This window comes from Flavihumibacter sp. ZG627, assembly GCF_000814325.1.
Lineage (GTDB): Bacteria > Bacteroidota > Bacteroidia > Chitinophagales > Chitinophagaceae > Flavihumibacter.
Genome location: NZ_JPHF01000003.1, coordinates 129,597 through 155,445, shown reverse-complemented (window position 1 = coordinate 155,445; position 25,849 = coordinate 129,597). Strand labels below are relative to the sequence as shown.

Below are 25,849 nucleotides of genomic sequence, written 5' to 3'. Positions count from 1 at the left end.
AAGCTTCGCGTGAAAGAGGTTACGATTTCCGGAACAGTATCTTTACAGTATGAACCTGATGCAATGCAGCCTGCTGCTTTCCAGTAATTTTTCAGAAGATCCCTTATTCCGGTATGCGTTTACTGGCACGACGGCACAACGATACAGGGGTATGGAAGCCTATTTTAGTGCCGCACTTGATTATTGTCTTGAATTTGGCGAACTAACCATGGCTCCTGGTAATTCAGCACTCCTGGCCTGGATACCAGGAACTGCATTTCCCGCCCATATTGATGACAATCGCATTAGCAGCCAGCCACCTTATGTTGGGGAAGCTTGGAGAAAATTTAACCTGCATGAAGAGACCCCTGAAAACATAATTGACAAGAATGCAAGGAATTTCGGGTATCTGTGGATACTGGCGGTTGATTTCTCTGTCAGGGAAAGGGGACTTGCATCGCAGCTCCTTTATTCCTGCTTTGATCAGATGCGGGAAGCGGGGCTGGATGAATGTTGGCTCAGTACAGAAAATGAAAGCAATATTTCCTTTTATACAAAAAAAGGGTTTGTACTTGTTGCAAGTGCGATAGCTAAAAGCGGATTGAAGACCTTTGTTTTCAAGAAAGAACTCAATCTTCCCGCGTCTCTACAATAAGACGGCCATCGCGATAGATGGGAAGGATATTGGCACCATCGGGCGTCAGGCAATAGCGGATATCCTTTTCCAGTCCAAACCCGGTGAGGCGATGATAGTGGGAAGCGTTCTTTTCTTTCATGAATTCATAGAGGTCGTCCTTGGCATCGTGGTAAAGGCTTTCTGCCATTTGCGATGAATCGCAATTGATGTCGAAATGCTCTTTAATGCGGGAGATGACTGCGCCTGCAAAAAGAGTGTCTTCAATATTGAAGCGGTCTTTCCAGGCAGCACAACCGAGAATTACGTTTTTCTTCTCTTTCACCAGGTAATCACATACCGCACTAAGGTTGGGGAAGGAGCCTGTAATGATTGAAGGAGCCCCGTTATTCAATGCCATATGGAGCAGCTTTGTGCCATTTGTAGTTGTAAGAACAAGGATTTTGTTCTGAATGAATTCCCGCGGATATTCAAAAGGCGAATTACCATAGGTGAGCCCAGGTGCTACTTTACCATCGCGTTCGCCTGCTGTGATGGCTCTAAGCTGTCCTCCGAGTTCTATGCAACGTGGAACCGAATCTACCGGTATCACGAAATTGGCGCCGTTGTAAAGTGCTGTAGCGATGGTTGATGTTGCGCGCAATACATCAATTATGACAACGATACTGTCTCGTACATCATATAGATGCAGTAGGGCGGGTGAAAGGGAAGTGTGTAAACTGGGCTGATTCATGGGTGGCAAAAATAGGAAGATTGTGCTGCCTTCAACACCAACTACTATAAATATTGCTTCCAGCCCTCTGACTCGGCTACTTTCCGGAGAGCATCATTGCGCGTTTCCAGGAGTCTCACCAGGTATTTATTCAGGTATACCCGGTCGGCAACCCTACCAATGATTCCATATGGCAGTTCATAGTGCATATAATCAATCATCAGGGTGCCATTGTCAATAGCTTTAAAATGGTGATCATGTTTAAGACTCCGGAAATCACCATCGGTCATCTCGTCGGTAAAATGCTCTGGTCTTTCCAATGCTGTTATTTTTGACCGGAGGACGCGGGTCTTTCCCAGGTGCCTTGCTTTCCAGGTGACGGTTTCACCTGAATTAATAAGCCCGGTGATTGTTCCCGATACGGCCTCCTCACGGGTATGTGCAAGTGTTTTTTTATGAAGGTCTATTGATCTCGCTAAGTCAAATACGCGTTCAAGAGGGGCCTTGATAAAAGTGGTAAGGTGTATGGTTGGCATCAGGATAGGTTATTTGGATTTTGATTTTTGCCGACGTTCCATTATTTCGCGCCAGGTTGTAATGATGATCCCTTTTTCTTTTATAAATTTCTTTACTTCAGGATCTGTCATAGCCAGCAGGTCAGCCTGCCTGGTTGGTCCGCTATCGCTGATATGTTTGAATACTTCGGATGGCTCTGTGCAGTGCATGATCATCATGGTGAGTCCGGGTTTGCACTCTTCCAATGCTTTGATATAATTTTTCCGCGCATGTATTTTCAGTGCTTCGGTGCTCTTTAATGCATCGGCACTGATATCCCAACCATAGCTGCTATTATGCAGATCATCCAATACGGGCAGTCCTGCGTTCCAGAGTGTTTGAGCAAGTTGTTTGATCTGTTGTTCCTGTTTAACGGCCATGGGATTTGTTTTACGGACCAGGGTATTGTGGCCTCCCGGAAGCATAACGGGTATATGTTCGCGTATACCCGTTTGTATATAAGCCAATAAGAATGAAGGAGTGGCAAAAAGAGTGCCCATATGGCTATCGAGATGTGTGGGTTCAAACCCCATCTGGCGTGCACGCTTTATCTGCGCATCCACTTCCTGGTTAACCTCTTTTACATTGGATTTTGTAACAACGGCTTCAACAGTAGGATGCATGGCACCGGTGGACGTATCAGTTAATCCGGGTACTGCAGGTGCACCACTAAGTGCCCCCCATTTATAATGTTCCCATTCAGAAGTTAGTGTGAGGTGCAATCCTGCATCTGTGTGTGGATTTTTCTTCAGCCACCCAACAAAATGAGGTACCCAGGGACATGGCATCATAATGCTCACAGAAGAAGCGACACCATCCGTGAGTGCTTTGATTGCGCCCTGGTTTGAATCAAAACTCATTCCTGCATCATCAACATGTAGTATGATCACTTTGGCACCCCGGGGGAATCCAAGTTTATCAGCATAGCTACTGTCATGTTGAGTAAAACCGGTACTACAGGCAAGTACCATAATAATGAGGAACAGTAATCTCATGGCTGCAAGGTTTCCTTAAAAATAAGGAAGGATTTGCATTATGAAAGCAGCTGTTCTTCAACAGATTGTTCTTTGGTTTGGTTTTCCAGGAATAGTGTTTGTGTGGGATAGGCAAACTGAATATTCTCCTTCTCAAAAGCCTCGAAAATATATTGTAATACCGCCTGCTGCGCATCCATATGAACCATATAATCAGCACTGTCAACAAAATAGACCGTTTCAAAGTTTATGCTGAAATCCCCAAAGGAGGCGAGGTGGGCCCTGTCAAAACTGAGTGTTTCCTGTCGGCGAACGGCCTCCTCCATGATGGAAGGGATTTTTTTAAGCTGTTCGGCACTGGTCTGGTATGTAACACCTGTTGAAAAGGCAATCCTCCTGCGCTGCATACGCTTGTAGTTGTGGAGCGCGTTTCCGGTGAGCTTTGTGTTGGATAATACCACCTCTTCCCCCGAAATACTCCTGATCCTTGTGGTGCGGATACCAATGTATTCCACAGTACCTGATTTACCTTCTGCATTAACAAAATCACCGATCTCAAAAGGTTTATCAAAGAAAATAACGAAATAACTGAAAAGGTCACCGAGTATATTCTGGGCAGCCAATGCAATAGCAATACCTCCGATACCCATACCAGCAAGAATGGTTGCAACATTATAGCCCATGTTGTCAAGCAATAATACAATTCCCATGAACCATACGATAGCTTTCAGTACAATGATCACACCACCCATCTGCCGGATCCTTTCAGGTGATTCCAGTTTGCGCTCCATGTACCTCTTCAGGGAAGCTGTAAGAATATGATTGATTATCCTGACAATATAATACACGCTTATCACTGCAATGGCTACCCGCAGTATGCTAGCCACCTTTGGGTGTAGTGTGAGCTGGTTGATTATATTGTAATTGATAAGAAGGTATACGAAGGGAAGGACAAATTTCTCTACCGCTTCAAATGCCATATCATCTAACTGGTTATCAGTGCCGGCAACAAGTTTCTGTATTTTTCGTATAACGAATTTTTTAAGAAGCCTGATAATGATCCAGGCAACAAGTATGCCGCCAAAGGCAATGATATATTGTAAATAGGTATTACCCCAAAATGATTGGTTCAGTATATCATTCATGGTCAGAATTTTTTTTACTACTTATAATTGTGCTGGATGAGCAGTTGTGCAGGTAAGAAAGCAGTGGTTGCAAAATTACGGAAAACCCTTTATACGGCTGCTTTTGAGCAGTGAGGGAACTATTAAATTTATATTAAAAAAGCCGCAGTTGATCATCACTGCGGCCTCCTCTGTAAGTGTTTGAGTGATTATTGAAAGGGAAGCTTTACAACTTTCGCTTTTAATTTTTTATCTCTGATTAAAATATAGATTTCATTATCTGTATGGGTGTTTTCTGTGGTTACATAACCCATACCGATGGCTTTTTGCAGTGAAGGTGCCTGGGTTCCGCTGGTTACCTTTCCGATGATATTTCCTTCAGCATCTGCAATTTGGTAATCGTGGCGCGGAATTCCTTTGTCTATCATTTCAAACCCAACAAGCTTTCTTTTTACGCCCTCTGATTTTTGCTTTTCCAGTATAGAACTCGCAGTGAAGTTCTTGGTGAAGCGAGTGATCCAGCCAAGGCCCGCTTCCAGGGGAGAAGTTGTATCATCTATATCATTGCCATATAAACAGAATCCCATTTCAAGGCGTAGTGTATCACGGGCTCCCAAACCGATCGGTTTAATACCCGCTGTTTTACCTGCTTCAAAAATGGCATCCCAGATAATATCGGCTGCACCATTAATGTCTTCAAAATAAATCTCCACACCCCCGGCACCAGTATAACCAGTTGCACTTATAAGAACATTATCAACACCGGCAAATTTTCCCTTTGTAAATGTGTAATATTTGAGATTTAGGATATCCATCTCAGTTAGTGGCTGTAGGATCTTTGTTGCATTAGGACCCTGAACCGCGAGGAGGCATGTTTTTTCGGAAATATTATGCATCTCCACCCCTGCAGTATTAAGAGCACTTATCCAATTCCAATCTTTTTGAATATTACCGGCATTCACTACCAGCATATATGATTTATTGGGTTCGAGGCAATATACCAGAAGGTCATCAACGATTCCGCCTTCATTGTTGGTAAGGGCGCTGTATTGAGCTTTACCGGCAGAGAGTTTCGATGCATCGTTTGTAGTGATCCGCTGGATCAGGTCAAGAGCGCCTTCTCCTTTCAGGATGAATTCGCCCATATGGCTCACATCAAATACACCCGCATTGTTGCGAACAGCTGCGTGTTCATCATTGATGCCAGTGTAGGATATAGGCATATTAAACCCCGCAAAAGGGGCCATTTTTGCACCTGCGGCGAGGTGCTTCTGCGTAAAAGCTGTGTTCTTCATATAGCTGCATTTGTAAGGCTGCAAAAGTAGCGCAAAGCGTTGGTATGAGACTGATGATATGAAAATACCATTAAAATATGCTTCATAACACACTGGTTACTGGTTAGTTATAGTATCTGTAGTTGAGGGGGGATTTTCTGACCCGTACATAGAAGTTACCTTTGTGCCATGCCCCATAAAAAACGTATTACCATAATCGGTAGCGGCAGTTGGGCAACAGCGTTAGTGAAGATCTTTTCTGAAAGTGGGTTCTATGTCACCTGGCAATTAAGGTCACAGGAAAACGTAGATTTTATCCTCGGCCATGGCAGGCCCCCACATTATCTCAGTTATGTTCAGTTAGAACTAGAACGCATCAATCCTGTAACGGATCTGATGGAGGCCCTTGAGGCCAGTGACAATATTTTATTTGCTGTTCCATCTGCCTTTCTGGAAAGCACCATCTCCGTGTGGGAAGGTGAATTTCCAAAACATAAACAATTGCTGGTTTCCATAAAAGGAGTTGTTCCTTCTACAGGAGATTTCCCATCGGTATACCTGGCACGCCGGTTCCAGTTATCGGTATCTGAAATCATCGTGCTCGGCGGTCCATGCCATGCCGAAGAGATTGCCATGGGCCGAAGAACGTTCCTGACCATCAGCGGTCGAAATGATAAAGCTGTTAGTGAACTGGCGGCAGAAATAACATGCCATTACCTGCGTGTTATCACCAATCCGGATCCGATGGGGGTAGAACTTGCAGCTATCATGAAGAATGTAGTTGGCATTGCAGCAGGACTGGTTCGGGGGATGAATTATGGTGATAATTTCCTGGCCGTTGTTATTAGCAATGCAATGAGGGAAACCAATATGCTGCTGGATGCACTGGATCCCGGCAATCGCGATCTTAACGATTCTGCGTACTTCGGCGACCTGCTTGTTACAGCATATTCACCCTTTAGCCGCAATGGCAATTTCGGACAGTTGATCGGCAGGGGTTATTCTGTAACAATGGCAAAAGCTCAGATGCAGATGACCGCCGAAGGCTATCCGGCAGCAGAAGGGTTGTACCGGCAGGCAATCGGAGCCGGACTGCAATTACCACTTTTATCAGCTGTGTATAGAATTCTGTATAAACAAGCGGCCCCTTTCAATGAGATAAAGCTGCTTGAACATTATTTACGTTAAAAAACTATTATGCTATTACTTGCAACAGACCTTGATGGAACATTTTTAGGAGGAAAGAGCGCTGACAAACAACAGCTATACCGGGTGATCCGTGAAAATCCCTCTATCCGCCTGGTATTTGTTACGGGAAGGGGACTGGAGACGGTAATCCCACTTCTCAATGATCCTGTTATACCCAATCCCGACTATATTATATGCGATGTGGGATCAACTATTGTTCATGGCCGAACACTTGAGCCCATTCAGCCCATCCAGGCAGAGATTGAAGGGCGCTGGCCCGGGTCTCTGAAGGTTGGCCATCGTATGAAAGATGTCAGGGGACTTAAGCGACAGGAAGTGCCGATGTCAAGAAGAAGTTCATATTATTTTGATTCAGAAACTGACCTGGAGACCATCCAGGATTCAGCAACAGATCTGGGCTGCGATGTTTTAATGTCTGGAGGTATATTCCTTGATATCCTTCCTCCTGGGGTGAACAAAGGATTTACACTCCAGCAGTTGATCAGGCTTCTCCATGTTCCCGAAGACCAGGTGCTGGTTGCCGGCGATACACTTAATGATCTTTCACTTTATGAGACAGGCTATAAGGGTGTTGTGGTTGGTGATGCGGAGCCAGCGCTGATAGAAGCTACCATGGGCAAAAGCCTTATCTACCATGCAAAAAGAACAGGATGTGGCGGAATACTGGAAGCCTTCAGAGCCTTCAGTGCCTTTAATCAATTTGATCCAGCCGCCGAAGAAGACAACCTTGTGCATGGAGAAGGAGAAAACCAGCTACTGATGGTATACCATCGCCTTCCATTTGAGACGCAGGTTATTAATGGGATAAGTCATCGTACCGCTCCCAAAAGCCCTAACGGAATCATTCCATCACTGATGGGCTTTTTTGATCAGGGCCGATCGGGAACATGGATCGCATGGGAAGAAGTTGAAAAGCAGGGGCAGGAACTAAGGAATATATATATTGATGAGGAGCGATATCCAAACCTGCTTGCTGGAAGGATAGGTCTTACGAAAAAGGAGGTGGAGCTATTTTATAAAGTGTTCTCTAAAGAAGCTTTCTGGCCAACCATTTTTTCCTTCATTGATAAAGCCAGCTTCAACCATGATCACTGGGATCATTACCTCAGAATCAACAGGCTCTTTGCTGAAAAAACAGCCATGGAAGCTGATCATGGCGCAACAGTATGGGTACATGATTATAACCTATGGATGGTGCCGGGTTACCTTCGCCAGTTGAGACCCGACCTGAAGATCGCATTCTTTCACCACACCAGTTTTCCCCCCGCTGATATTTTCAATATAATTCCCTGGCGGGGCGATATTATCGGTAGCCTGATGCAATGTGATTATATTGGATTTCACATACCGCGTTATGTAGAGAATTTTGTTGATGTGGCCAGAAGTATCCTGCCGGTAGAAGTTCTTGAGGAGCAGAACTGCACTGAAAGATTTCTTACCTACAGTTGCCCCCTGGGTGTTGAAAAGATGCCCCGCCTTATAGCTGCTGGTAACAGGGAGGTGAGGCTTGGAGCCCACCCGATTGGTGTGAACACTTCTTATATACGCGAATTATATGAAAGGCCCCAAAACCGCCTGCTGGTTGAACAGTTGCGTAAGCAGGTAGGTGATAATAAAAAGATTGTGCTGAGTGTAGAGCGGCTCGACTATGTAAAGGGTCCTCTGGAAAAGATCTATGCTTTTGAAGAATTCCTGGAACAATATCCTGAATTCCATGGAAAGGTTGAGCTGATCAATATTTGTACTCCTCCGGCAAGAGGTATGAAAATATATGATAAAGTACAACAGGAACTGGAGCAGGCAATTGGACGCATCAACGGTAAATATTCCAGGATAGGGTGGACGCCCATCCATTTTTTCTTTCGCGCCTTCCCCTTCGAAGAACTGGTTGCCTATTATGCCGTTTCCGATGTCGCCTGGATCACACCTTTACGGGACGGACTTAACCTGGTGGCAAAAGAATTTGTTGCCGTACAGGGATTAAAGAAAAAAGACAAAGCTGTGCTGGTCCTCTCGGAATTTGCTGGAGCCTCAGTGGAGATGGGTTATGCACTGCGAACAAATCCTTATGATAAACGTTCGTTGAAGGAGGTATTGTTACAGGCACTTCTTATGGAAGAAGGAGAACGTGAAATGAGGATGAGCAGGTTATTTGATTCGGTAAGCTATTATGATATTGAATTCTGGAGTAATGATTTCATGTCTGAATTGGCCACTGTTTCTAACCCCGAGCTTCAAAGAGCTTCTTAAAACCTTCTGAAAAGAAAGGCAGTATGAAAATCTGATTAAAATATATACTCTAAATCGTTGAAAACTAGCGCAATACAATAAATGAGGATTCAGGGCGTTAGTTTGCACGGGAATGAAATTTTAAATTTGCTACATGTTATTGCTCGCAACCGATCTCGATGGTACCCTTTTAGGAGGCCATGAGGATGAAAAACTTAAACTGTATAAGATCCTGAATGAAAACCCTGGTATTAAAGTGGTTTTTGTTACCGGAAGAGGGTTAGACTCCGTGAAACCCTTGTTGGATGATCCTATTATTCCAAATCCTGATTATATTATATGTGATGTGGGTGCAACAGTAGTTGATGGCGCCACACTCAAACCCGTTGAACCAATTCAGTCTGAGATAAATGACCGCTGGCCAGGCGCTCTTAAAGTAGACCTTTATATGAAGGAGGTTCCTGGATTAAGGAAACAGCTTGTGCCAATGGAAAGACGCTGTTCTTATTATTATGATGAGGCCGTAGACATGAAGATGCTGGAAGAAAATGCAAAAGAACTTGGATTGGATGTTATCGTTTCTGCAGGCAAATTCATTGATATTTTACCAGGTGGTATTAATAAAGGTTTCACTTTGAGGAAATTGATGGAAATGTTGAATGTACCCGAGGGTGAAATTATTGTGGCGGGCGATACTCTTAATGATCTTTCATTATTTCAGACAGGATATAACGGTGTTGTTGTTGGGGGTGCTGAGGATGTTCTTAAGGAAGCCACAGCCGATCAGAAATCAGTTTTTCATGCCACCAGCAATGGTTGTGGTGGAATCATTGAGGGATTCAGGTTCTTTGGTCATCTTGAGTATTAATATCTGCTATGCCATGTTGTATGGCGAAAATTACCAAGCCCACCCGGCTGATCACTCCAAGCTTATTGAATAATGCATCCCTGTAACCGTCTACAGTCCGGTAGCTGACAAACATCAGATCTGCAATTTCGCGGTAGGTTAACTCCTGGCAAACCAATTTCAGGAAAATGGTTTCGCGTTCGCTTAATTTGCTGATAAGGTCTCCCTCTAAAACATTATCACCCGGCTTCATCATCTTGGCTGCCATTTCGGGCGACACATGCTGATTCAGGCAATAGCCGATATCACGAATTTCAATCAGTGCCTGCCTGAATTGGTCGGGCCGGCTGTCTTTTAGAATGAATCCACGCGCGCCAAAATTGATCATTCGGATAATGGCCACATTCGAATCAACCATGGTGAGTACCATTGTACGTGTTTCCGGAAGATTTTTACGAATCCAGTCTGCAGTTTTAAAACCATCCATTACTGGCATATTGATATCAAGCAGAACAATATCAGGCTTTTCCGCATTTTCAAGTTGGGATATGAAGTCGGCGCCATTATCAGCTTGAAGATAAACCTCAAATCCATCAAATGTATTTATAAGCTGGGCCATGCCATCCCGCAGCAGGCGATGGTCATCGATCATGGCAATTTTTTGGCGGGGTCCTTGCATGATATTAAATTAGGTATTTCCCTTTCTACTTCAAAAAAAGATCCCCGGGCAAAAGCCCGGGGAGTTCCAACTTCAACCCCGCCTTCCTTCCAAAAGGATGCGGCGGCCGGGTTGATTGTATTAGCGAAGAAAAGTGCTGAGTACCAATAACGGTGAGGCATCAATGTCATCAGTTATGTTGCGGATCCTTTGAAGTTTACCGCCGAATGAACTACGGTTTTCTTCATCATCATTATTGATTCCGGAAATTCGTGTTTCCGTACGGATAACAGTTGTATCAACTTTTTCATTCTTTTTTTCAGGTCCCTTGTATTGATAAACACTATCCTTTTGACGGAATTTTCCTTGTCCCTCAATGATTACACCATCATCATCAATTTTCATTTTGAACTCACCTTCTTTAAGTTCTTTTTCGATCTCCTGTTCGGTAGGTTTATCAGTTCTTTCCAATCCTTCGCGGGTCATAATATATTCAACATCAGAGGTCCAGCCATATGAGTCATCCCAATTCTCGTCCCAGCTTACATTGAATCCACGGCGGCGGTTTGTGTTCACAGAGAACCACTCGTAATCTTCAAGACTTCCGTCAAGCTCTATCTTCTTACCTACAGGCACTTCAATAACTATCAAAACCTGTTGGTTACGGAACTTGTCCTTATTGGTGATGGCAAATCCCTTGGGCAGCTGGAGGATGCTATCCTGCTGGTTGATGGGGAACTCGATCTTTTCAGCCAGCTGTCTTGCTTTCATATTGGTATTGCTCCTGCTGAAACGGATTGAATACATGTGGAAGGCGGAGTCCTTGCTTTTTACCACGTTCACCCGAACAGTTTTCAGCATAAGGCTATCGCGACTGATTCCATAGAAAGGCGCATCATCATCCAGCTCAATACCAAACCAGTCATCTCCATAGTAACGAATATTGTTACCAACAGCTTCCACATGTAATTTATTGGCGGTAGGCTGCGTCATTGGGACAGGGTTTTCAACCCCAGCGCGGGTTTTGAAGTTGCGAGCAACCATTCCGGCCAGGAAAACAAAACTGAAGAGGCCTATGATCCAAAGACTTCCAAAAATATATCCCAGGTAATTGTTCGTGCTTTTAACACCCATCACACGGCGGATCAACCAGGTTAAAAGTGCTACTGCTGGTACCCCAAGGAAGAGAATCATACTGCTCCATGCAAGGGTATTCTGCCAGAATCCTTCAAGGAAGAAATCCTTAAGCGGATAAACTGCTATACCACTGAACATGATTCCCATTAGGGCAGCAAATAAAGAGATAGCGATGATTGCAGCTATGAACAGGAAGAAAGCTTTGAAGAGTATCCCGATCACATTTCCCAGGCCGCTGCCTGCCCTTCTTGCTACAGGGGTGGCTTCGGAGGCGAAACTGCGGGCACGCTCACCTGCTTCTGCAGAGAAACTGCGGCTTTTGCTGCTGAATTGTTGGGCAGTTTCCTTTACTTCAGCGCCCCAGTTTTGTGCCTTGCTCTTAAAATTTTCAAGGTCGCTTTTAACTGTATCACGGATCGAATTCAGGTCTATTCGTTCACCTTTCATTTCCAGCTTTTCAGCTGCAGTAGTTGCAAATGGAACAGCTATCCAAAGCACCAGGTATACAACAAACAGCGTACTTCCAAGTCCACCTGATATAAAGCGCGGGCCTTCCATGAAATCCCAATCCCAGAAGAAGGCGTTGAAACTTCCGCCTACAATACCTAATATAAGTGGAAGGGCGAAGATCAGACGGGGAATCCAGGGAGCAATGTTGAAATATACCGCCAGTCCACCTGCTACGCCGGCGATGACTTTATCATCGGGGTTACGGTAAAGGCGCTTGGTGATATTTGAGCTGAGCGACTGTGAGGGAACAATGATCCAGAGGAGAATATATACCCAGAACAGAGCCCCTGCAAGCAGAACAAAGATGATCCGCATAATTACCGGGTCAATACCCAGGTAGTTGGCAAGACCGCTACACACACCGCCGAGGATCTTGTCGTCAGCGTTGCGATAAAGGCGACCACGGGCCATAGCTGCCGTGCTTCCGGAATAACCTGCGCCCGCACTACCATGGCTGCTGGTTGATTCTGTTCTTGTATAAGAAGCGCTGCTTCCCAGGGTGTTGTCTGCATCGGCGGCCTCAAAATCTTCAGGACGTCCCATAGAGGCTATGATATTGTTCACATCCTCATCAGTGATACATACAGCACCTTTTTTCAGGCGGTCGGAGAAAAGTTCGGCAATACGACCTTCAATATCATTGATGATCTCATCGCGCCCATCTTCATTCGAAAAATAACTACGCAGGCTCTCGGTATAGTTCTTCAGCAGGTCGAAAGCGGTCTCCTCAATTGGGATCACCCGGCCATGGAAGTTTATATTGATGACCTTTTTCATAATTGATAAGTATTAGCAGGTTGAAGTTTTAGTTGGTTGTTGGGTTCTCGGGAACCGAGGGTAATGATTCGGATTTGGAAGTAAGTGCTTTCACGCCGTTTGCCAGTTCTTTCCAGGTGCTTTCGAGTTCCTGGTAGAATGACTCTCCCTTTTCTGTGAGGGAGAAATACTTGCGGGGTGGCCCCGAATTGCTTTCTACCCATCGGTAAGTTAACATGTCGGCATTCTTGAGGCGGGTTAGCAGTGGGTATAGGGTGCCTTCCAGAATCTGGAGATTGGCCGCCCTCATTTCGTCCACGATATCGCTCGGATAGGCTTCGCCGCGGCGGATAATGGAGAGGATACAGAATTCCAGTATCCCCTTCCGCATCTGGCTTTGTGTGTTTTCTATATTCATGGCGCTTTTGGGTTTTTTGGGCTGGTGGTCTGTCAGTGGTTTGATAAGGTTTAATGTTTGGATAAGGTGCCGCTGACTAAACCACCAGCCCGTTCTCTACCTTTGACAATACAAATATAAGAAAGGTTTTAGTACTATGCAAACTAAAGTACCTATTTAAGGAAGGTAATTTTCATAGAAAGATAATGGGTGATGGGTGAAATTCAATACCAGAGCGGATTATGATGTTTTTGTTGCTGACCAATTATTTTTTTGTCATTAGGATAAATGGTGTTTACAAATGATGATTGGTTTTGTTTTAAGGGATTTTGTTCGTGTTTAGACCTTGAATTCCTGAATTTTCTCATCCCTCTATATGATATCGACCCCATGTGATAACTATCACATCCAGCCCTCATATGTCAGAATAGCTTTATACACTGCCCGCATTTGGCAGCGTTCACTTAATATATTTTGGTTATGAAAAAGTTACTGGTATTAGTTATAACAGGCATTCTTCCCATTATTGCCATATCCCAGTCAGGGCATATTATGCAGGGCATTGGCGCCTTCAATATGTCAATGGGAGGTGCCGCTACAGCTCAGCCCCTAGATATCAATGGTGCCTTGCACTGGAACCCGGCCGCAATAGCTGCCTTTGATTCTAAGGTGTTTTCGGCCAATGCAGGACTATTCTTTTCTTCCCCCGAATTATCATCAACTGTTCCTACCCCTTCCGGACCCTTCAGCGGGGTTACAAAAGACGATAAAGGCATTTCCATTATGCCTGCCATTGCAATGGTATGGGGAAAGAAAGATAGCAGGCACACATTTGGCGTCCATGCATTTGGTGTTAGCGGGTTTGGTGTTACTTTTCCCGAAAACAACAGCAATCCTATTAATATGCCACAGAACAAGGGTGGCTTTGGGCGTATTGAATCAAACTATATGCTCATGCAGATCGGATTCACGTATGCCTATGAATTATCGGAGAAATTTTCTATAGGCCTTGCCCCAACATTTAATTATTCAGCGCTGGAACTTGCTCCCAATCCACTCGCTTCCCCCAATAGGGAAAAAGGATACCCTGCTGCTGATAATGCGTATGCTCTGGGATTTGGTGGTCAGGTAGGTGTTTTTTATAATTCCGGTATAGGTATAAAGTTGGGCGCTTCTTACAAGACCCAGCAATGGTTCAAGGAGTTTGAATTTGAAGACAGTTACCTGGATGGAACTGCGGCTCCAGGTGTAAACTTCAAAATGAACTATCCCGCGATCTTGTCGGCAGGAATAGGATATTCAAAGAAAGAAATTGATTTTGCGCTCGACTACAGATATGTAGATTACAAAAATACAGAAGGCTTTGAGGCCAGTGGCTGGACACAAACTGCATCGGTTGCTGGTTTTGGCTGGAAGAGCATGTCGATAGTTTCTGCGGGATTGCAATATAAGGGCATAAATAAGTTTCCGCTAAGGGTAGGATATACATATAGTTCGAACCCCATTGATGAGAAACTCGCGTTTTTCTCCACACCGGCCACTGCCATTATCAAGCATGGTTTCCAGCTCGGGTTTGGTGTTGAATTCAATCAACAGCTAACCCTTAATGCCGTTTACCATCATGGAACGAGCGGTGGTGCTACCAAAGGAATGTTACTCAGCCCTATGATGATTAGCGAATCGAATCAATATGGTGCCATCAACGGTAGTGAAGTTTCCTACAAAATGACAACAAACCTGCTGATGTTTGGCATTAACTATTCATTTAAATAATGCAGAACCCGCAATAGGCTATTCGTTTATTCCGGTATTGCTAACGGGCCTGGAATAATCAAACTCACGCCGGTCTAACTTACGTTGGGCCGGCATAATCTCATCTGCAGTATTTCCATCATAGAGGCGGCCATTCTTCATTACATATTTTACGGAATTTGAATGGCGGATATTTTCTAGCGGATTTTTATCAAGTATAACCAGGTCGGCAAGTTTTCCGGGTTCAACCGTGCCAAGGTTGTCGTCCAGACCAAGTGTTTTTGCACCCAGGATCGTTGCCGTTTTTAAGGCATCATGATTTTTCATTCCTCCACTTTGCATGGCCCAGAGTTCCCAGTGATAACCTAGTCCCTGGAATTCACCATGGCTGCCGATTCCTGCCAGTGCTCCCTGTTCCACCATCGCCTTCATATTCCGGGCATGTTTTGGAAACACATGTTCCTCGGGCATAAACCAACCCTGTACCCGACGCGTTTTGCCAGCAAGTTCTTCATAGGGCATGAAATGCTGCATCTTTTTTTCGTGGTAAGGGTTCTCAGTCTGGAAATAATAGTTTTCAGCAAAAGGCCCTCCATAGGAAACCAGTAGTGTAGGAGTAACAGCCATCTGCGCCTTCGCAATTGTTCCTGTTACATCTTTATACAAAGGGTAAACAGGAATTGCATGTTCATGACCCGGGTATCCGTCAAGAAGGTTGGTCATATTAAGCTTATAATTTAATCCACCTTCAGTTGTTGGATGGAGGCGCTGGTTTTTAGCGGCCATGATGATCCACTGACGCTGCTGGCGATTACCGGTTAAATACATCTTGATGTATTTGGTGTGGTAATATTTACTATACTGCTGCAGGATGCTTTCTGCCTGTGCAGAGTCTTTTACATTATAAGACCAGAATCCTACTCCAGGACCCGTTGAATAAACTCTTGGTCCGATCATATATCCTGCATCTACCATATCGCTGTATGTGAGCACATCGCTGGTGCTTGTTTGTGGGTCCATGGTAGTGGTTACGCCATAGGCCAGGTTGGCCGCATAAATCCAGATCTGGTTTTTATGGATACTCCAGTTGGGCCACATATGTGCATGCGTGTCTACAAATCCAGGCAAAATGGTCTTTCCACTGCAATCCACTTCTTTCACACCGGCAGGCAATTCCAATGTGCCTGTTTTTCCCACAGCTTTTATGCGGTTGTTCACTACCAGAATATCCCCCCCTTCAATGATCTCATCTCCTTTCATAGAAATTATACGGGCGTTTTTCAATACAATTGCACCAGCCGGCATATCGCGTTCAAAAAACAATTTTATGGGTATTTCATCCGGTTTATAAGAGGGATCTTCTCTTTTCTTTGCCATCATACTGTCGGCAAGCGGGCGGAGGGTATCTTTCTTTGCCGGGCTGCTATCCAGGAGTTCAGGCTGTACATTTTTAGCAAGAGCAGCCTTGAGATTTGATGTATCATTTTTTGCCCTCTCAAGTGAGTCGGCAATTCTTTTTGCCTCCGATTTTTTGAAAGCCTTTACACTGTCTTCAAAAAACTGTGCTTTATCTGTATCATAAACAAAATGGGTACTTCCGAGGCTCCAATGTATTTTTTTTCCATTGGCCGACCAGGTAGGGAATTCACCACCAATGGTGGTTATCTTCTTCGCCGGAAATTGTGCGTTGGCAGGATCGGCTACATTGATAGTTACTGTTTTTCCAGTTTGGGGAATATTCACAAGGTATAGCTCGTTGTTTATCTTGGCATATGCCTGTGCTCCTGCAGGTGCCATCTCAATAAACGCAGCACTGGAGGGCATGGTAAGCTCCATGGCTTCAGCCGCAGCTTCTGTAAGAATACATTTATCCAGTACCGGTAAACCATTCGTGAATTCACTCATTCCATAGGTAGTGATGCCGGTAATTTTTGCATGGATCTTTTCATCTGACCCATCCCACTGTATAGATAGAAGCTGTCCGCCCTGGTTTAGATAGATACGATTATCGCCTTTTACAAAATGTGGATTATATCGGCCGCCGGCCTGGTCAATTACTGTTAATTCGCCACCATTTGCTGGTATCCAGCAAAGATCATCCTCAGCGCCATTATAGAATGGTGAGATGGATTGTTTATAGCTCTCAGCGCTGCTGCGAAGGAATACGATTCGGTCGCCCGCCTGGTTGAATCGAACAAACTGGTACATTCCGGGTTGCTTTGTCAGTTGCTGAATGCTTCCTTTTCCAGTCATTGGAACCTTATATAAGTGACCACCCTCAGGGGTCCAGCTACTGAATACAATGCTTTTGCCATCGGGAGACCATCTGGGTTGAGCTTCTGTGAAATTATTACTGGTCACACGTTTAGGATTACCATTTGGATAATCCATTACATAGAGCCTGTTGAGTGCGGTGAATGCCAGTTTCTTCCCATCCGGAGATGGAACGGCATCACGTATCTGGGTAATCTGGGCATGCGAACTGTCTGAAATCGGGTATTGAAAATCGAGCTGGGCCCCCAATTCAAGCTCTGTGTCAACCCGAAATGGGATCTCGGAAATGGTGCCACCTTCGAGAGCAATCCGCTGGATCTTCCCCCCGAATGAAGCAATCAATGCTTTATTGTCTGGCGTAAAAGCCATTCCGGGCATAACCCCCATAGTGGCAATTGATTCCTGCTCATCTCGCTGCACCGGGTAGGCAAGCCATTTTTCATCACCTGATTTAAGGTCTCTTAACACAAGACCGGTCTTGTCTTCATAACGACTTCCATATACCATCCACTTACCATCTTTTGAGAGAACGGGGGTGAATGCCGACCCATATCTTGATGTTAATGTGTTGATTTTTCCATTGTTACGATCATAGACGCCAAGCTGGTATTGTGGCATCGGTGCATTATACGTCCAGGCGCCGGTACGTCGGGAAAAATATATAAAACGACCATCGGCACTCACCGCCGGATCAATTGTTTTAAGTGTTGGTGGCGCATCGATCAGTTGAACGCCTGCCCCGCCATCTTTGTGAACCATGAAAAGTTGCACATTCATTCTGCCTTTCGCATAGATGATATATTCACCATCAGGAGTCCAGGCGGCACTTGGGATATTCATATTCATATCCTTGGTAAGCTGCATGGTGTCTTCTTTAGAGGGGTCTATCCACCATACATTTTCGCCTCCATTGCGGTCGGAGGTAAATAGGATTTTTTGTCCGTCCGGACTATAGCGGGGATGCGTATCAAAGGCCATGCCTTTAGTAATGGCGGTGGCTTTTCCGCCGGCGATGGGAATGGTATAGAGATCACCGAGGAGGTCGAATACTATGGATTTTCCATCTGGACTAACATCCAGCGACATCCATGTTCCTTCATTTGTATTAAGCCTGATTTTCCGCGATGCTTTTAGTGGCAATCCCTTAAATAACGAATACCTGGCAGTGTCTTTTTTGGTGGTATCTGCAATCTGAGCAGTCTGCTGATAAAGCGGGCTATTCGTTTGTGAAAATATTGCAGGTGCGCTTAAAAGCGAACCCGATACGAGGCCAATGACTGCAAGGTTCTTCCGGCTGTACATAATGGTAAAGGTTTAGCCGAAGAAATTACGAAGAAAACCATTATTTTTTCAAACCTATCTCACGTAATCTTTCATCGAGGTATTCCCCGGCTGTAGCATCCGGAAAAGCTTTTGGGTGATCCTCATCTATGCAACCCTCCAGGCAGGCGAGGCTCATTTTGCTTTTTGGATGCAGGAAGAAGGGTATGGAGAACCGGCTGGTATGCCAGAATTCGCGTGGGGGGTTTACCACACGGTGAGTTGTGGAACGAAGGCGGTTATTAGTGAGTCGCTGTAACATATCCCCCACGTTTACTACTATCTGTTCAGGTAATGAAGTTACACCCACCCATTCATTTTGCTTCGTCAGTATCTGTAGTCCATCAGCGCTGGCACCAACCAGTAAGGTGATAAGATTTATATCCTCATGTTGCTCTGCGCGAATGGAAGATTTGGGCTCATTAAGTATTGGGGGATAGTGAATGGCACGGAGGATGGAATTTCCATTATGAATATGGTCATCAAAATAGTGCTCATCCAGTCCAAGATAGAGAGCAATTGCCTGCAGTAATGCCTTTCCTGATTTTTCGAATGCCCGGTAAGCCTTGTTAAAGGTTTCTGAGAATCCTGGAACCTCATCTATAAGAACATTATCGGGGTATTCTGCTTTTACAGGATCATCGTCAGGCACGGTTTGACCATGCTGGTAGAACTCTTTCAGATCAGGCGCCTCACTACCTTTTGCATGCTCCCTGCCGAATGATGTATAACCTCTTTGTCCGGCCAATTCCGGGATCTCATATTGTTTTTTCCTATCTATGGGAAGTGAAAAGAACTGTTGAACCTGTTTATACATTTCAGCGATAAGGTCATCAGGGATGCCATGGTTCTTCACTGCCACAAAGCCAACTTCTTCGTACGCTTTGCCCAGTTGCTGAACGAATTGCTGCTTTAATTGAGGGTCACCGCTGAGGAAATCAGCGAGGTTTACAACAGGAATGGCCATATGCATCGTTTTTACGGTTAGAAATGTGCTTATTTTGGGGAGTGAAAATAGTTAAATCCATTTTAAATACCGGCAAAGTAGTTGCGGCCATAATATTGTTGAATGGCTGCACACCAAGATTTAAAGTTGCAGAAACCGAACTCTCAGAAACCCGGTCGGAAGTAAATTATAGCAATCTTGATTCATGGGCTGCTCACCCTTCAAAAGCCGACCTATCAGATAGTGTACCCCAGCCCTTACGGGCAGGTTTTAATCGTGATACTACTGTGGATGTTTTTTTTGTTCATCCTACCTCCTATAGTGAAAAGAAATTAATGGGATGGAATGCAAATATTACTGATGGTGATTTGAATGAAAAAACTGACCGGAGTAGTATTCTTTACCAGGCATCGGTCTTCAACCGCTACAATGTTTATGCACCCCGCTATCGCCAGGCACATATATTCAGTTACTATACAAAAGATACCGTTAATGCGCGCATGGCGCTGGATCTGGCATATGAGGATGTGAAGAAGGCATTTGAGTATTTTCTGAAGTTTGAGAATAAAGGTAAGCCCCTGATCATAGCATCTCATAGCCAGGGTACCACCCATACAAAGCGGTTGCTGAAGGAGTTTTTTGAAGGGCAATTACTCCAGCATCAATTGGTGGCAGCTTATATCATTGGTATCCAGGTTGAGCCTGGTTATTTCAGTGAGCTAAAGCCCTGTGCCGATTCAATTGAAACGGGATGTTTTGTAACCTGGCGTACCTTCCGAAGGGGCTATGAACCCGACTATGCAGCCGCAGCCAGGAAGTCATTGGTAACCAATCCACTTACCTGGACTACCGATACCGCCTATGCGCCTGATACCTTGCACCGAGGAGCCGTGTTGTATAAGTTTAATGAAGTCTTCCCCCTCGTAAATGATGCACAGATCTATAAAGACCTGCTATGGGTAAGCTGGCCTGATTTTCCGGGAAGTCGCTTATTCCGTCGAAAAAATTATCATGTGGGGGATATTAACCTGTTCTATATGAATATCCGGACCAATATTGATCAGCGGGTGGAAGCATTTAAAAGACGCTTAAGTAAAAGATGAGAAACTCGATCAATACCCCATCCCGGTTTCAGGATTATTTTGATAATAAATGGCTGTTATGGACTTTATTCCTGCTTGCAGTTATATTGAAATCAGTTCTGCTCAGAAGCTATCTCTATATTGATGGTGACCGTGGCTTGCAGGTAGTTGCGGCCCTTGAACTTGCAAAGGGGAATGGTTATACTATTCCGCTGGTAGATCTGAATAATATAAACCAGGTTACGAATCGCGTGTTACTGGAGTGGCCGCCACTTTATAGTATTATTCTTGCGGCATTATTGACAATAACCGGTGGTGATCTGATAACCAGTTCAATGGTAATAGAAATAACCGGTGTGATTCTTTACCTGGGAGCAATATGGTGGCTGGCAAAATTCATTTGCCTTCCCCGAATGGTACAAATGATGCTTGTTTGGTTCAAAGCTACCGAAGTGTATGAAGGTATGTACTATTCCTTTCCCACCGATATCATTGCAACAGCCTGTCTTCTATGGGCAGTCTATTACTTTATGAAATGGCTTGATCAGCAATCTCTTCATTATATATTTATTGTGGCGGCCTTTCTTTCCGCTGCATTTCTTTTCAGGTACATCTACATCACTTCCTTATTTGTTTTACCTGTATTACTGATATGGAACGGCTGGAGAAAAAATGATAATACGTATGTTAGGGCGGGCCTTATGATGGCATTGTTGGTAAGCCTTTCTATCATAATATATCTTGGTTTCAATAAAATCAATACGGGTTCTTTTACTTATCTTGAAGAATGGAAGAAAGGGTTTTACCCGGCTAAAGCATTCAACCTGGTTCCATTATTCTGGCAGGCTATTACGCATGTAACATTTTTATGCATGCAGTTTTCAATACTATTTGATACCCCCTTTTCATTATTTCATTCCTTTCTTAAGAGGACCTCGGAAATTATTCTTGTTTTGATGATCATCACCTGGATAACCCGCACCAGAACTTACGACCTTTTGTTACAGAGAAGGAGGGAACAGCAATATTTTCTTTCATCCGGATTAATCTGCATCCCCTTTATGGTGGTACTGGTAATATTGAGTATCCATATTGATTTCAGTGATGAAGATGGCGGAGGTTGGTCATACCTGATAGAAGATCGTTATTTTCTTTTCCCGCTTACGCTAATACTATTTGCCATTGCCTGGAGGCTGTATATGCGCCAATGGAACCGCTCTGGAATGCAGCGGGTACTTAAGATTGCGTTTGTTTCTGCTCTTGCTTTTCAGGTAACACATACGATTTATATAGTTGCCAAAAGGGCAGTTCTGATTAAAACAGAAGACCCATTCTTACCAGACGGAGCAGTGGCTGGTTGGTCATCTTATAAGGCATTGATTGATGAGGGGTACAAAAATGGGAATGATGTTGTATTGTTCTCACTTGGGTATGGCGATGCCTTCTTCGCCGCTCAGGAGAAAGTGAAAGTATTCCGGCTTATTCGCGACCTGAGACCAGATTCCAGAATCAAACTAATGAGGCCAACAACTGTGGTATTATCATTGCCCTCAAGAGATATAAAATTCTTAGCCCCATTCCTTGATCGCTATGGCTTTCAGCCCAGGAAAGTGTTTTCCAATACTGTACATTTTATCACCCATCTTAAACCAGTGATAAATGATTAAGGTATTTATAGTCATACCAGCGTATAACGAACAGCAAACGCTGTCCGCGGTCATCGAAGGCATTATGGCCTCTGTTGAATACGAACTGGTTATAGTAGACGATGGATCAGATCCTCCGCTAGCCAACATAATTCATCAACCCGGATGCCATATAATAAGGCATGCGATAAATCTTGGACAGGGAGCAGCATTACAAACAGGAATATGTTATTCATTACAAAAGGGTGCAGACATTATTGTAAGTTTTGATGCGGATGGTCAACATGATCCCCTCGATATTAAACCACTGGTGTCAGCAGTATTGGAAGGAAAGGCAGATGTGGTGATGGGATCAAGATTTGCAGGTGAAGCACCTCAGATGCCATTCATGAGAAAAATCCTGATTCACTTTGCCAGGATATTCCATTTTTTGTTAACCGGACTTTGGATGAGTGATGCGCATAATGGTATCCGTGCGCTAAGCCGAAAGGCCGCTAGCAAGATTCAATTAAAAGAGAATAGGATGGCACACGCTACCGAGCTTATTCTTGAGATTAAAAGGCACAGTCTGAAATGGATGGAGTTGCCCGTAACAGTACACTATTCGGCATACAGCAGGAAAAAAGGCCAGTCATCCGCAAACAGCATACGTATCTTATTTGATGTAGTTTTACACAAACTATTCCGATGACGGGTATCCAGATTTTGTTGATCACAGGTGTGCTGATGATTACACTATATTTCTTTCAGCGTATGAAGAAAGCAGTATTTAGTGTGGTTCTGGTAACGCTGATGGGTGCATTGGCGATCTTGTTAATACTTCAACCGGAGCTTACAAATCAGATAGCCCACAAAATTGGTGTGGGAAGAGGAGCCGACCTTGTTTTCTATATATGCGTTCTCATATTCTGGTATGTGGTGATGCGTTTATATGCCAGGATAAGGAAACTTGAAGAACATATTACCGAGTTGATCAGGAACCAGGCTATTGCCAATGCAAAAGTTGAACCTACTGATTCTTTTGAAACAAATCAGGCTAGATGACACCAGTATCCCTATCCATTGTAATGCCATGCCTTAATGAAGCATTGACCCTGGCAACCTGTATACGAAGAGCTAAGGAATTTCTATCAACTTTACCGTTACCATCCGAAATAATCATTGCCGATAATGGCAGTACTGACGGATCTGTTGAGATATGCCGGGCGGAGGGTGTCAAATGCCTTCAGGTTTCGGTGAAAGGATATGGCGCCGCATTACACTATGGTATAATGGCATCATCAGGGTCGCATATAATTTTTGGTGATTCAGATGATAGCTATCATTTCGATGAGTGCAAACCTTTCTATGATAAGTTTATGGAAGGTGCCGACCTGGTTGTTGGAAACAGGTTCAGTGGCGGTGTTGAAAAGAATGCAATGCCATTTTTACACCGATACCTTGGCACTCCGGTTATTTCCTATATGGGAAGAAAATCTTTTGCCGTTCCTTTTCGCGACTTTAATTGCGGGCTCCGTGGCATTACACGTGCCGCCTATCTTTCCCTGGGCATGCAGGCCCGGGGTATGGATTTCATCACAGAAATGCTGGCAAGGGCGGGGTATCGGAAAATGAATATAGCAGAAGTTCCTGTGAAACTTTATAAAGATGGCAGAAACAGAGCCCCGCACCTTAAAACCTGGCAGGATGGATGGAGACAATTCAGGCAGATAATTATGCTGTCACCAAAATGGCTCATGCTAATGCCGGGACTTCTCTTTCTTGTGGCGGGAATATTTTTATTTTTCGCGCTTCTGTTTTCCAGAATTACTATTGCCTCAATCAACCTCGACATACACACATTCTTTTTCGGATCCGTTTTTATATTGCTGGGCTTACAACTCCTTCAGTTCTATCTCCTTCTTCGTTTTTATGGAAATCGAATGCAGTTTCATTATCTCTCCAGGCTCGAGGAGAAAATGATCAGGGCATTCCGGTTTGAAAGAGGACTAATAATAGGTGGATTGATTTTTTTGATTGGCCTGATACTTTCCCTTATTGCAGTTATTGAATGGGCCCGGCAGAACTATGGTGATCTTGATCCCATGCATACATTTCGGCTTATAATACCAGGCGGCCTCGGAATAATGGCTGGAATGCAGATAATGATATTTGCAATTCTCCTGAATGCGCTGGTTACGTTTAATGTAAAATTTGAAGATATCAAGCAAAACTGGATCCATTGAAGAAACTAAGTTTTCCAGATAGCATTCCCTTATACCTGAAATGGATACTTGCAGGTTACCTGTCAATCGCCATAATTTTCTTTTTCCCCCTCAGATACATGATGAACCTGGATGCGGTCTCCTATCTCAGCATCGCCAAAAGCTATGGGATGGGGCATTTTTATGATGCTGTTAATGCCTATTGGTCGCCCCTGCTTTCATGGGTACTTGCGCCATTCACACACTTAAAATTTGAACTCCTTTTTATCTTCAAAATCTATAATATACTGGTAGGATCCGCTGGCATAATTGCCTGCTGGATGCTATTGAACATTCTCAGCATACATGAAAGTACCAAGGCCGTCTTCCTTTCTGTTATTGCAACTATTATCCTTCGTTTTGTATATGATGTCACCTCCCCTGATCTGAGCTCTGCCGTCCTTTTATTGTTTTTTGCGTACTACTGGTTGAAAGGTTATACTCTTCAGAAACCTTTCATCACGGCTATTTGGTTAGGCGTACTGTACCTGGTGAAATCCTATAATTTTTATTTTATTAGTGGAGTGATTGTATGGTCATTATTGGAGTCCGTTTTTTCAGAGCCCAATAATTACCGGAATGCAATAAAAAAATATCTGCTTGTATATGTCTGTTTTTTCTTCCTTGTTTCACCATGGTTATATGCACTTTATTCCAAGTATGGGTATCTCATGCTTACCGGTTCCGGCGGATTTAATCATGGAGGGATGATGTACGACAATTGGCAGTTCTTACTGGAATTTGTACCACCCGTTAATAATAACGAAGCAGTAATAGCCTGGCAGGATCCTATACTGGCTTCGGGGTTCAGAGATTATAATGCTTTCGGCTCATGGAATAACTTTCTATTCCAGGTCAATGTAATATGGAAGAATCTTTTATCAATAATAATCACAAGATCCAGTACAAGGTTGGTATGCTTAGCTGGCGTAGTTTCATTATTGGTAGCATACTACCGCACTTATAGAATTCCCAGAATGAATTTTTTAGGAAGCAGTTTTTTGAAGCTCCTTTTCTTTTTTTCGTTAAATATTGCCGGCTACCTTTTTTTGTTCATTGAAGACCGGTATTTGTGGATCAACATTTTGATTTCTTTTATAGTATTTGCCCATTTGGGTGATCAAGTGATTTCCAAATGGTTGGAAAATACGAACCCATCAAAATTTAACTGGAAACTGGTTTTTACGGTAGTTGCAATTAATATTGTTTTCCTCAGGTATTTAAATCACGCGAACTTCTTTGTACCGCAGCCATATTACAAGTTTTACTCCATGAAGGAATATAAACTGGGCAAGGAGTTCTCAGCAGGGCATTATAAGAATAGCCGTATGGCAAAATGGCCCGATAGTTCCGATTATCAATTCTTCGGATCGGTTTATGTAGCCTATTTCGCAGAAGGGAAGCATTATTTGTCATTACCTGCCCAGGTAGAAATGGCGAACCAGCTGATCAGTCAAAATCAGATTACAATCGTATTTGTTCCATCTTCTGTGGCTGTTCCGGAGAGTCATGTTATTTCAAGTTGGAACAGACTCAGGGAGCCAATAATGGGTTGCGATGTTTACCTTAAGCCGCACTAATTTACCTTAAT

21 protein-coding genes are annotated in these 25,849 nt (G+C 43.9%); 11 read left to right on the top strand and 10 right to left on the bottom strand.

Annotation, left to right across the window (positions count from 1 at the left end; translation table 11 throughout):
* Nucleotides 1-49 precede the first annotated feature (49 nt).
* The gene (locus HY58_RS07550; RefSeq protein WP_039130159.1) at nucleotides 50-634 is read left to right on the top strand and encodes an N-acetyltransferase; all 585 of its coding nucleotides are present in this window, start codon (nucleotides 50-52) and stop codon (nucleotides 632-634) included.
* Here the strand turns inward: HY58_RS07550 and HY58_RS07545 are convergent.
* The 5 genes from HY58_RS07545 to gcvT form a co-directional block, all read right to left on the bottom strand.
* Complete coding sequence (locus tag HY58_RS07545) at nucleotides 609-1,346, bottom strand: 2-phosphosulfolactate phosphatase (protein ID WP_039130157.1); 738 nt, start codon at nucleotides 1,344-1,346, stop codon at nucleotides 609-611. The genes HY58_RS07550 and HY58_RS07545 overlap by 26 nt on opposite strands.
* Before the next feature lie 44 nt (nucleotides 1,347-1,390).
* Complete coding sequence (locus tag HY58_RS07540; protein WP_039130154.1) at nucleotides 1,391-1,861, bottom strand: SRPBCC family protein; 471 nt, start codon at nucleotides 1,859-1,861, stop codon at nucleotides 1,391-1,393.
* Nucleotides 1,862-1,870: 9 nt separating this feature from the next.
* The gene (locus HY58_RS07535) at nucleotides 1,871-2,875 is read right to left on the bottom strand and encodes a polysaccharide deacetylase family protein (RefSeq protein ID WP_039130152.1); all 1,005 of its coding nucleotides are present in this window, start codon (nucleotides 2,873-2,875) and stop codon (nucleotides 1,871-1,873) included.
* Nucleotides 2,876-2,913: 38 nt separating this feature from the next.
* Nucleotides 2,914-3,999, bottom strand: a complete 1,086-nt coding sequence (locus tag HY58_RS07530; RefSeq protein ID WP_052323930.1) for a mechanosensitive ion channel family protein — start codon at nucleotides 3,997-3,999, stop codon at nucleotides 2,914-2,916.
* A 188-nt stretch (nucleotides 4,000-4,187) separates the two neighbouring features.
* Nucleotides 4,188-5,273: a glycine cleavage system aminomethyltransferase GcvT gene (gcvT, locus tag HY58_RS07525; protein ID WP_039130149.1), complete on the bottom strand. Its 1,086-nt coding sequence runs from the start codon at nucleotides 5,271-5,273 to the stop codon at nucleotides 4,188-4,190.
* A 168-nt stretch (nucleotides 5,274-5,441) separates the two neighbouring features.
* Between gcvT and HY58_RS07520 the strand changes: the two genes are divergently transcribed.
* From HY58_RS07520 to HY58_RS07510, 3 genes are all read left to right on the top strand, one after another.
* A complete protein-coding gene (locus HY58_RS07520) occupies nucleotides 5,442-6,440 on the top strand; it encodes an NAD(P)H-dependent glycerol-3-phosphate dehydrogenase (protein WP_039130147.1) in 999 nt (332 codons plus the stop codon).
* 9 nt (nucleotides 6,441-6,449) lie between these two features.
* Nucleotides 6,450-8,711 carry a glucosylglycerol-phosphate synthase gene (gene ggpS, locus HY58_RS07515; RefSeq protein WP_039130143.1) on the top strand — a complete coding sequence of 754 codons (2,262 nt, stop codon included), beginning with the start codon at nucleotides 6,450-6,452 and terminating at the stop codon, nucleotides 8,709-8,711.
* 133 nt (nucleotides 8,712-8,844) lie between these two features.
* Nucleotides 8,845-9,558 carry an HAD-IIB family hydrolase gene (locus HY58_RS07510; RefSeq protein ID WP_039130141.1) on the top strand — a complete coding sequence of 238 codons (714 nt, stop codon included), beginning with the start codon at nucleotides 8,845-8,847 and terminating at the stop codon, nucleotides 9,556-9,558.
* On the opposite strand, the gene HY58_RS07505 is transcribed toward HY58_RS07510, so the two are convergent.
* The 3 genes from HY58_RS07505 to HY58_RS07495 all read right to left on the bottom strand — a co-directional run bounded on the left by HY58_RS07505 (nucleotide 9,530) and on the right by HY58_RS07495 (nucleotide 13,016).
* On the bottom strand, nucleotides 9,530-10,216 hold the full coding sequence (locus HY58_RS07505) for a response regulator transcription factor (RefSeq protein ID WP_039130137.1): 687 nt from the start codon (nucleotides 10,214-10,216) through the stop codon (nucleotides 9,530-9,532). The two genes, HY58_RS07510 and HY58_RS07505, sit on opposite strands and share 29 nt — an antisense overlap.
* Before the next feature lie 120 nt (nucleotides 10,217-10,336).
* Nucleotides 10,337-12,619 carry a PspC domain-containing protein gene (locus tag HY58_RS07500; RefSeq protein ID WP_052323929.1) on the bottom strand — a complete coding sequence of 761 codons (2,283 nt, stop codon included), beginning with the start codon at nucleotides 12,617-12,619 and terminating at the stop codon, nucleotides 10,337-10,339.
* A gap of 28 nt (nucleotides 12,620-12,647) precedes the next feature.
* Nucleotides 12,648-13,016, bottom strand: a complete 369-nt coding sequence (locus HY58_RS07495; protein WP_039130134.1) for a PadR family transcriptional regulator — start codon at nucleotides 13,014-13,016, stop codon at nucleotides 12,648-12,650.
* A 459-nt stretch (nucleotides 13,017-13,475) separates the two neighbouring features.
* Here HY58_RS07495 and HY58_RS07490 point away from each other — a divergent pair, with 459 nt between their 5' ends.
* Nucleotides 13,476-14,768, top strand: coding sequence for an OmpP1/FadL family transporter (locus tag HY58_RS07490; protein ID WP_039130131.1), 1,293 nt, complete (start codon nucleotides 13,476-13,478; stop codon nucleotides 14,766-14,768).
* An 18-nt stretch (nucleotides 14,769-14,786) separates the two neighbouring features.
* Here the strand turns inward: HY58_RS07490 and HY58_RS07485 are convergent, their stop codons facing one another.
* Together HY58_RS07485 and HY58_RS07480 are read right to left on the bottom strand one after the other, a co-directional pair.
* Nucleotides 14,787-18,323 (bottom strand): amidohydrolase family protein, encoded by a 3,537-nt coding sequence (locus HY58_RS07485; protein WP_039130129.1) that lies wholly within the window; start codon nucleotides 18,321-18,323, stop codon nucleotides 14,787-14,789.
* A gap of 40 nt (nucleotides 18,324-18,363) precedes the next feature.
* Entirely contained in the window at nucleotides 18,364-19,308 is a 945-nt protein-coding gene (locus tag HY58_RS07480) for an isopenicillin N synthase family oxygenase (RefSeq protein WP_039131008.1), read from the bottom strand.
* Nucleotides 19,309-19,349: 41 nt separating this feature from the next.
* Between HY58_RS07480 and HY58_RS07475 the strand changes: the two genes are divergently transcribed.
* From HY58_RS07475 to HY58_RS07450, 6 genes are read left to right on the top strand one after another with little or no spacing between them, the layout of a single operon-like run.
* Nucleotides 19,350-20,390, top strand: coding sequence for a DUF3089 domain-containing protein (locus HY58_RS07475; RefSeq protein ID WP_172644619.1), 1,041 nt, complete (start codon nucleotides 19,350-19,352; stop codon nucleotides 20,388-20,390).
* Entirely contained in the window at nucleotides 20,387-22,036 is a 1,650-nt protein-coding gene (locus HY58_RS07470) for a glycosyltransferase family 39 protein (protein ID WP_039130126.1), read from the top strand. The genes HY58_RS07475 and HY58_RS07470 overlap by 4 nt, the downstream gene beginning before the upstream one ends.
* Nucleotides 22,029-22,706: a glycosyltransferase family 2 protein gene (locus HY58_RS07465; protein ID WP_039130124.1), complete on the top strand. Its 678-nt coding sequence runs from the start codon at nucleotides 22,029-22,031 to the stop codon at nucleotides 22,704-22,706. The genes HY58_RS07470 and HY58_RS07465 overlap by 8 nt, the downstream gene beginning before the upstream one ends.
* A complete protein-coding gene (locus HY58_RS07460) occupies nucleotides 22,703-23,059 on the top strand; it encodes a DUF2304 domain-containing protein (RefSeq protein WP_052323927.1) in 357 nt (118 codons plus the stop codon). The genes HY58_RS07465 and HY58_RS07460 overlap by 4 nt, the downstream gene beginning before the upstream one ends.
* Nucleotides 23,056-24,240 (top strand): glycosyltransferase family 2 protein, encoded by a 1,185-nt coding sequence (locus HY58_RS07455; RefSeq protein WP_039130121.1) that lies wholly within the window; start codon nucleotides 23,056-23,058, stop codon nucleotides 24,238-24,240. The genes HY58_RS07460 and HY58_RS07455 overlap by 4 nt, the downstream gene beginning before the upstream one ends.
* Complete coding sequence (locus HY58_RS07450; RefSeq protein WP_039130119.1) at nucleotides 24,237-25,838, top strand: hypothetical protein; 1,602 nt, start codon at nucleotides 24,237-24,239, stop codon at nucleotides 25,836-25,838. Before HY58_RS07455 ends, HY58_RS07450 begins: the two co-directional genes overlap by 4 nt.
* The last annotated feature ends 11 nt before the right edge of the window (nucleotides 25,839-25,849 follow it).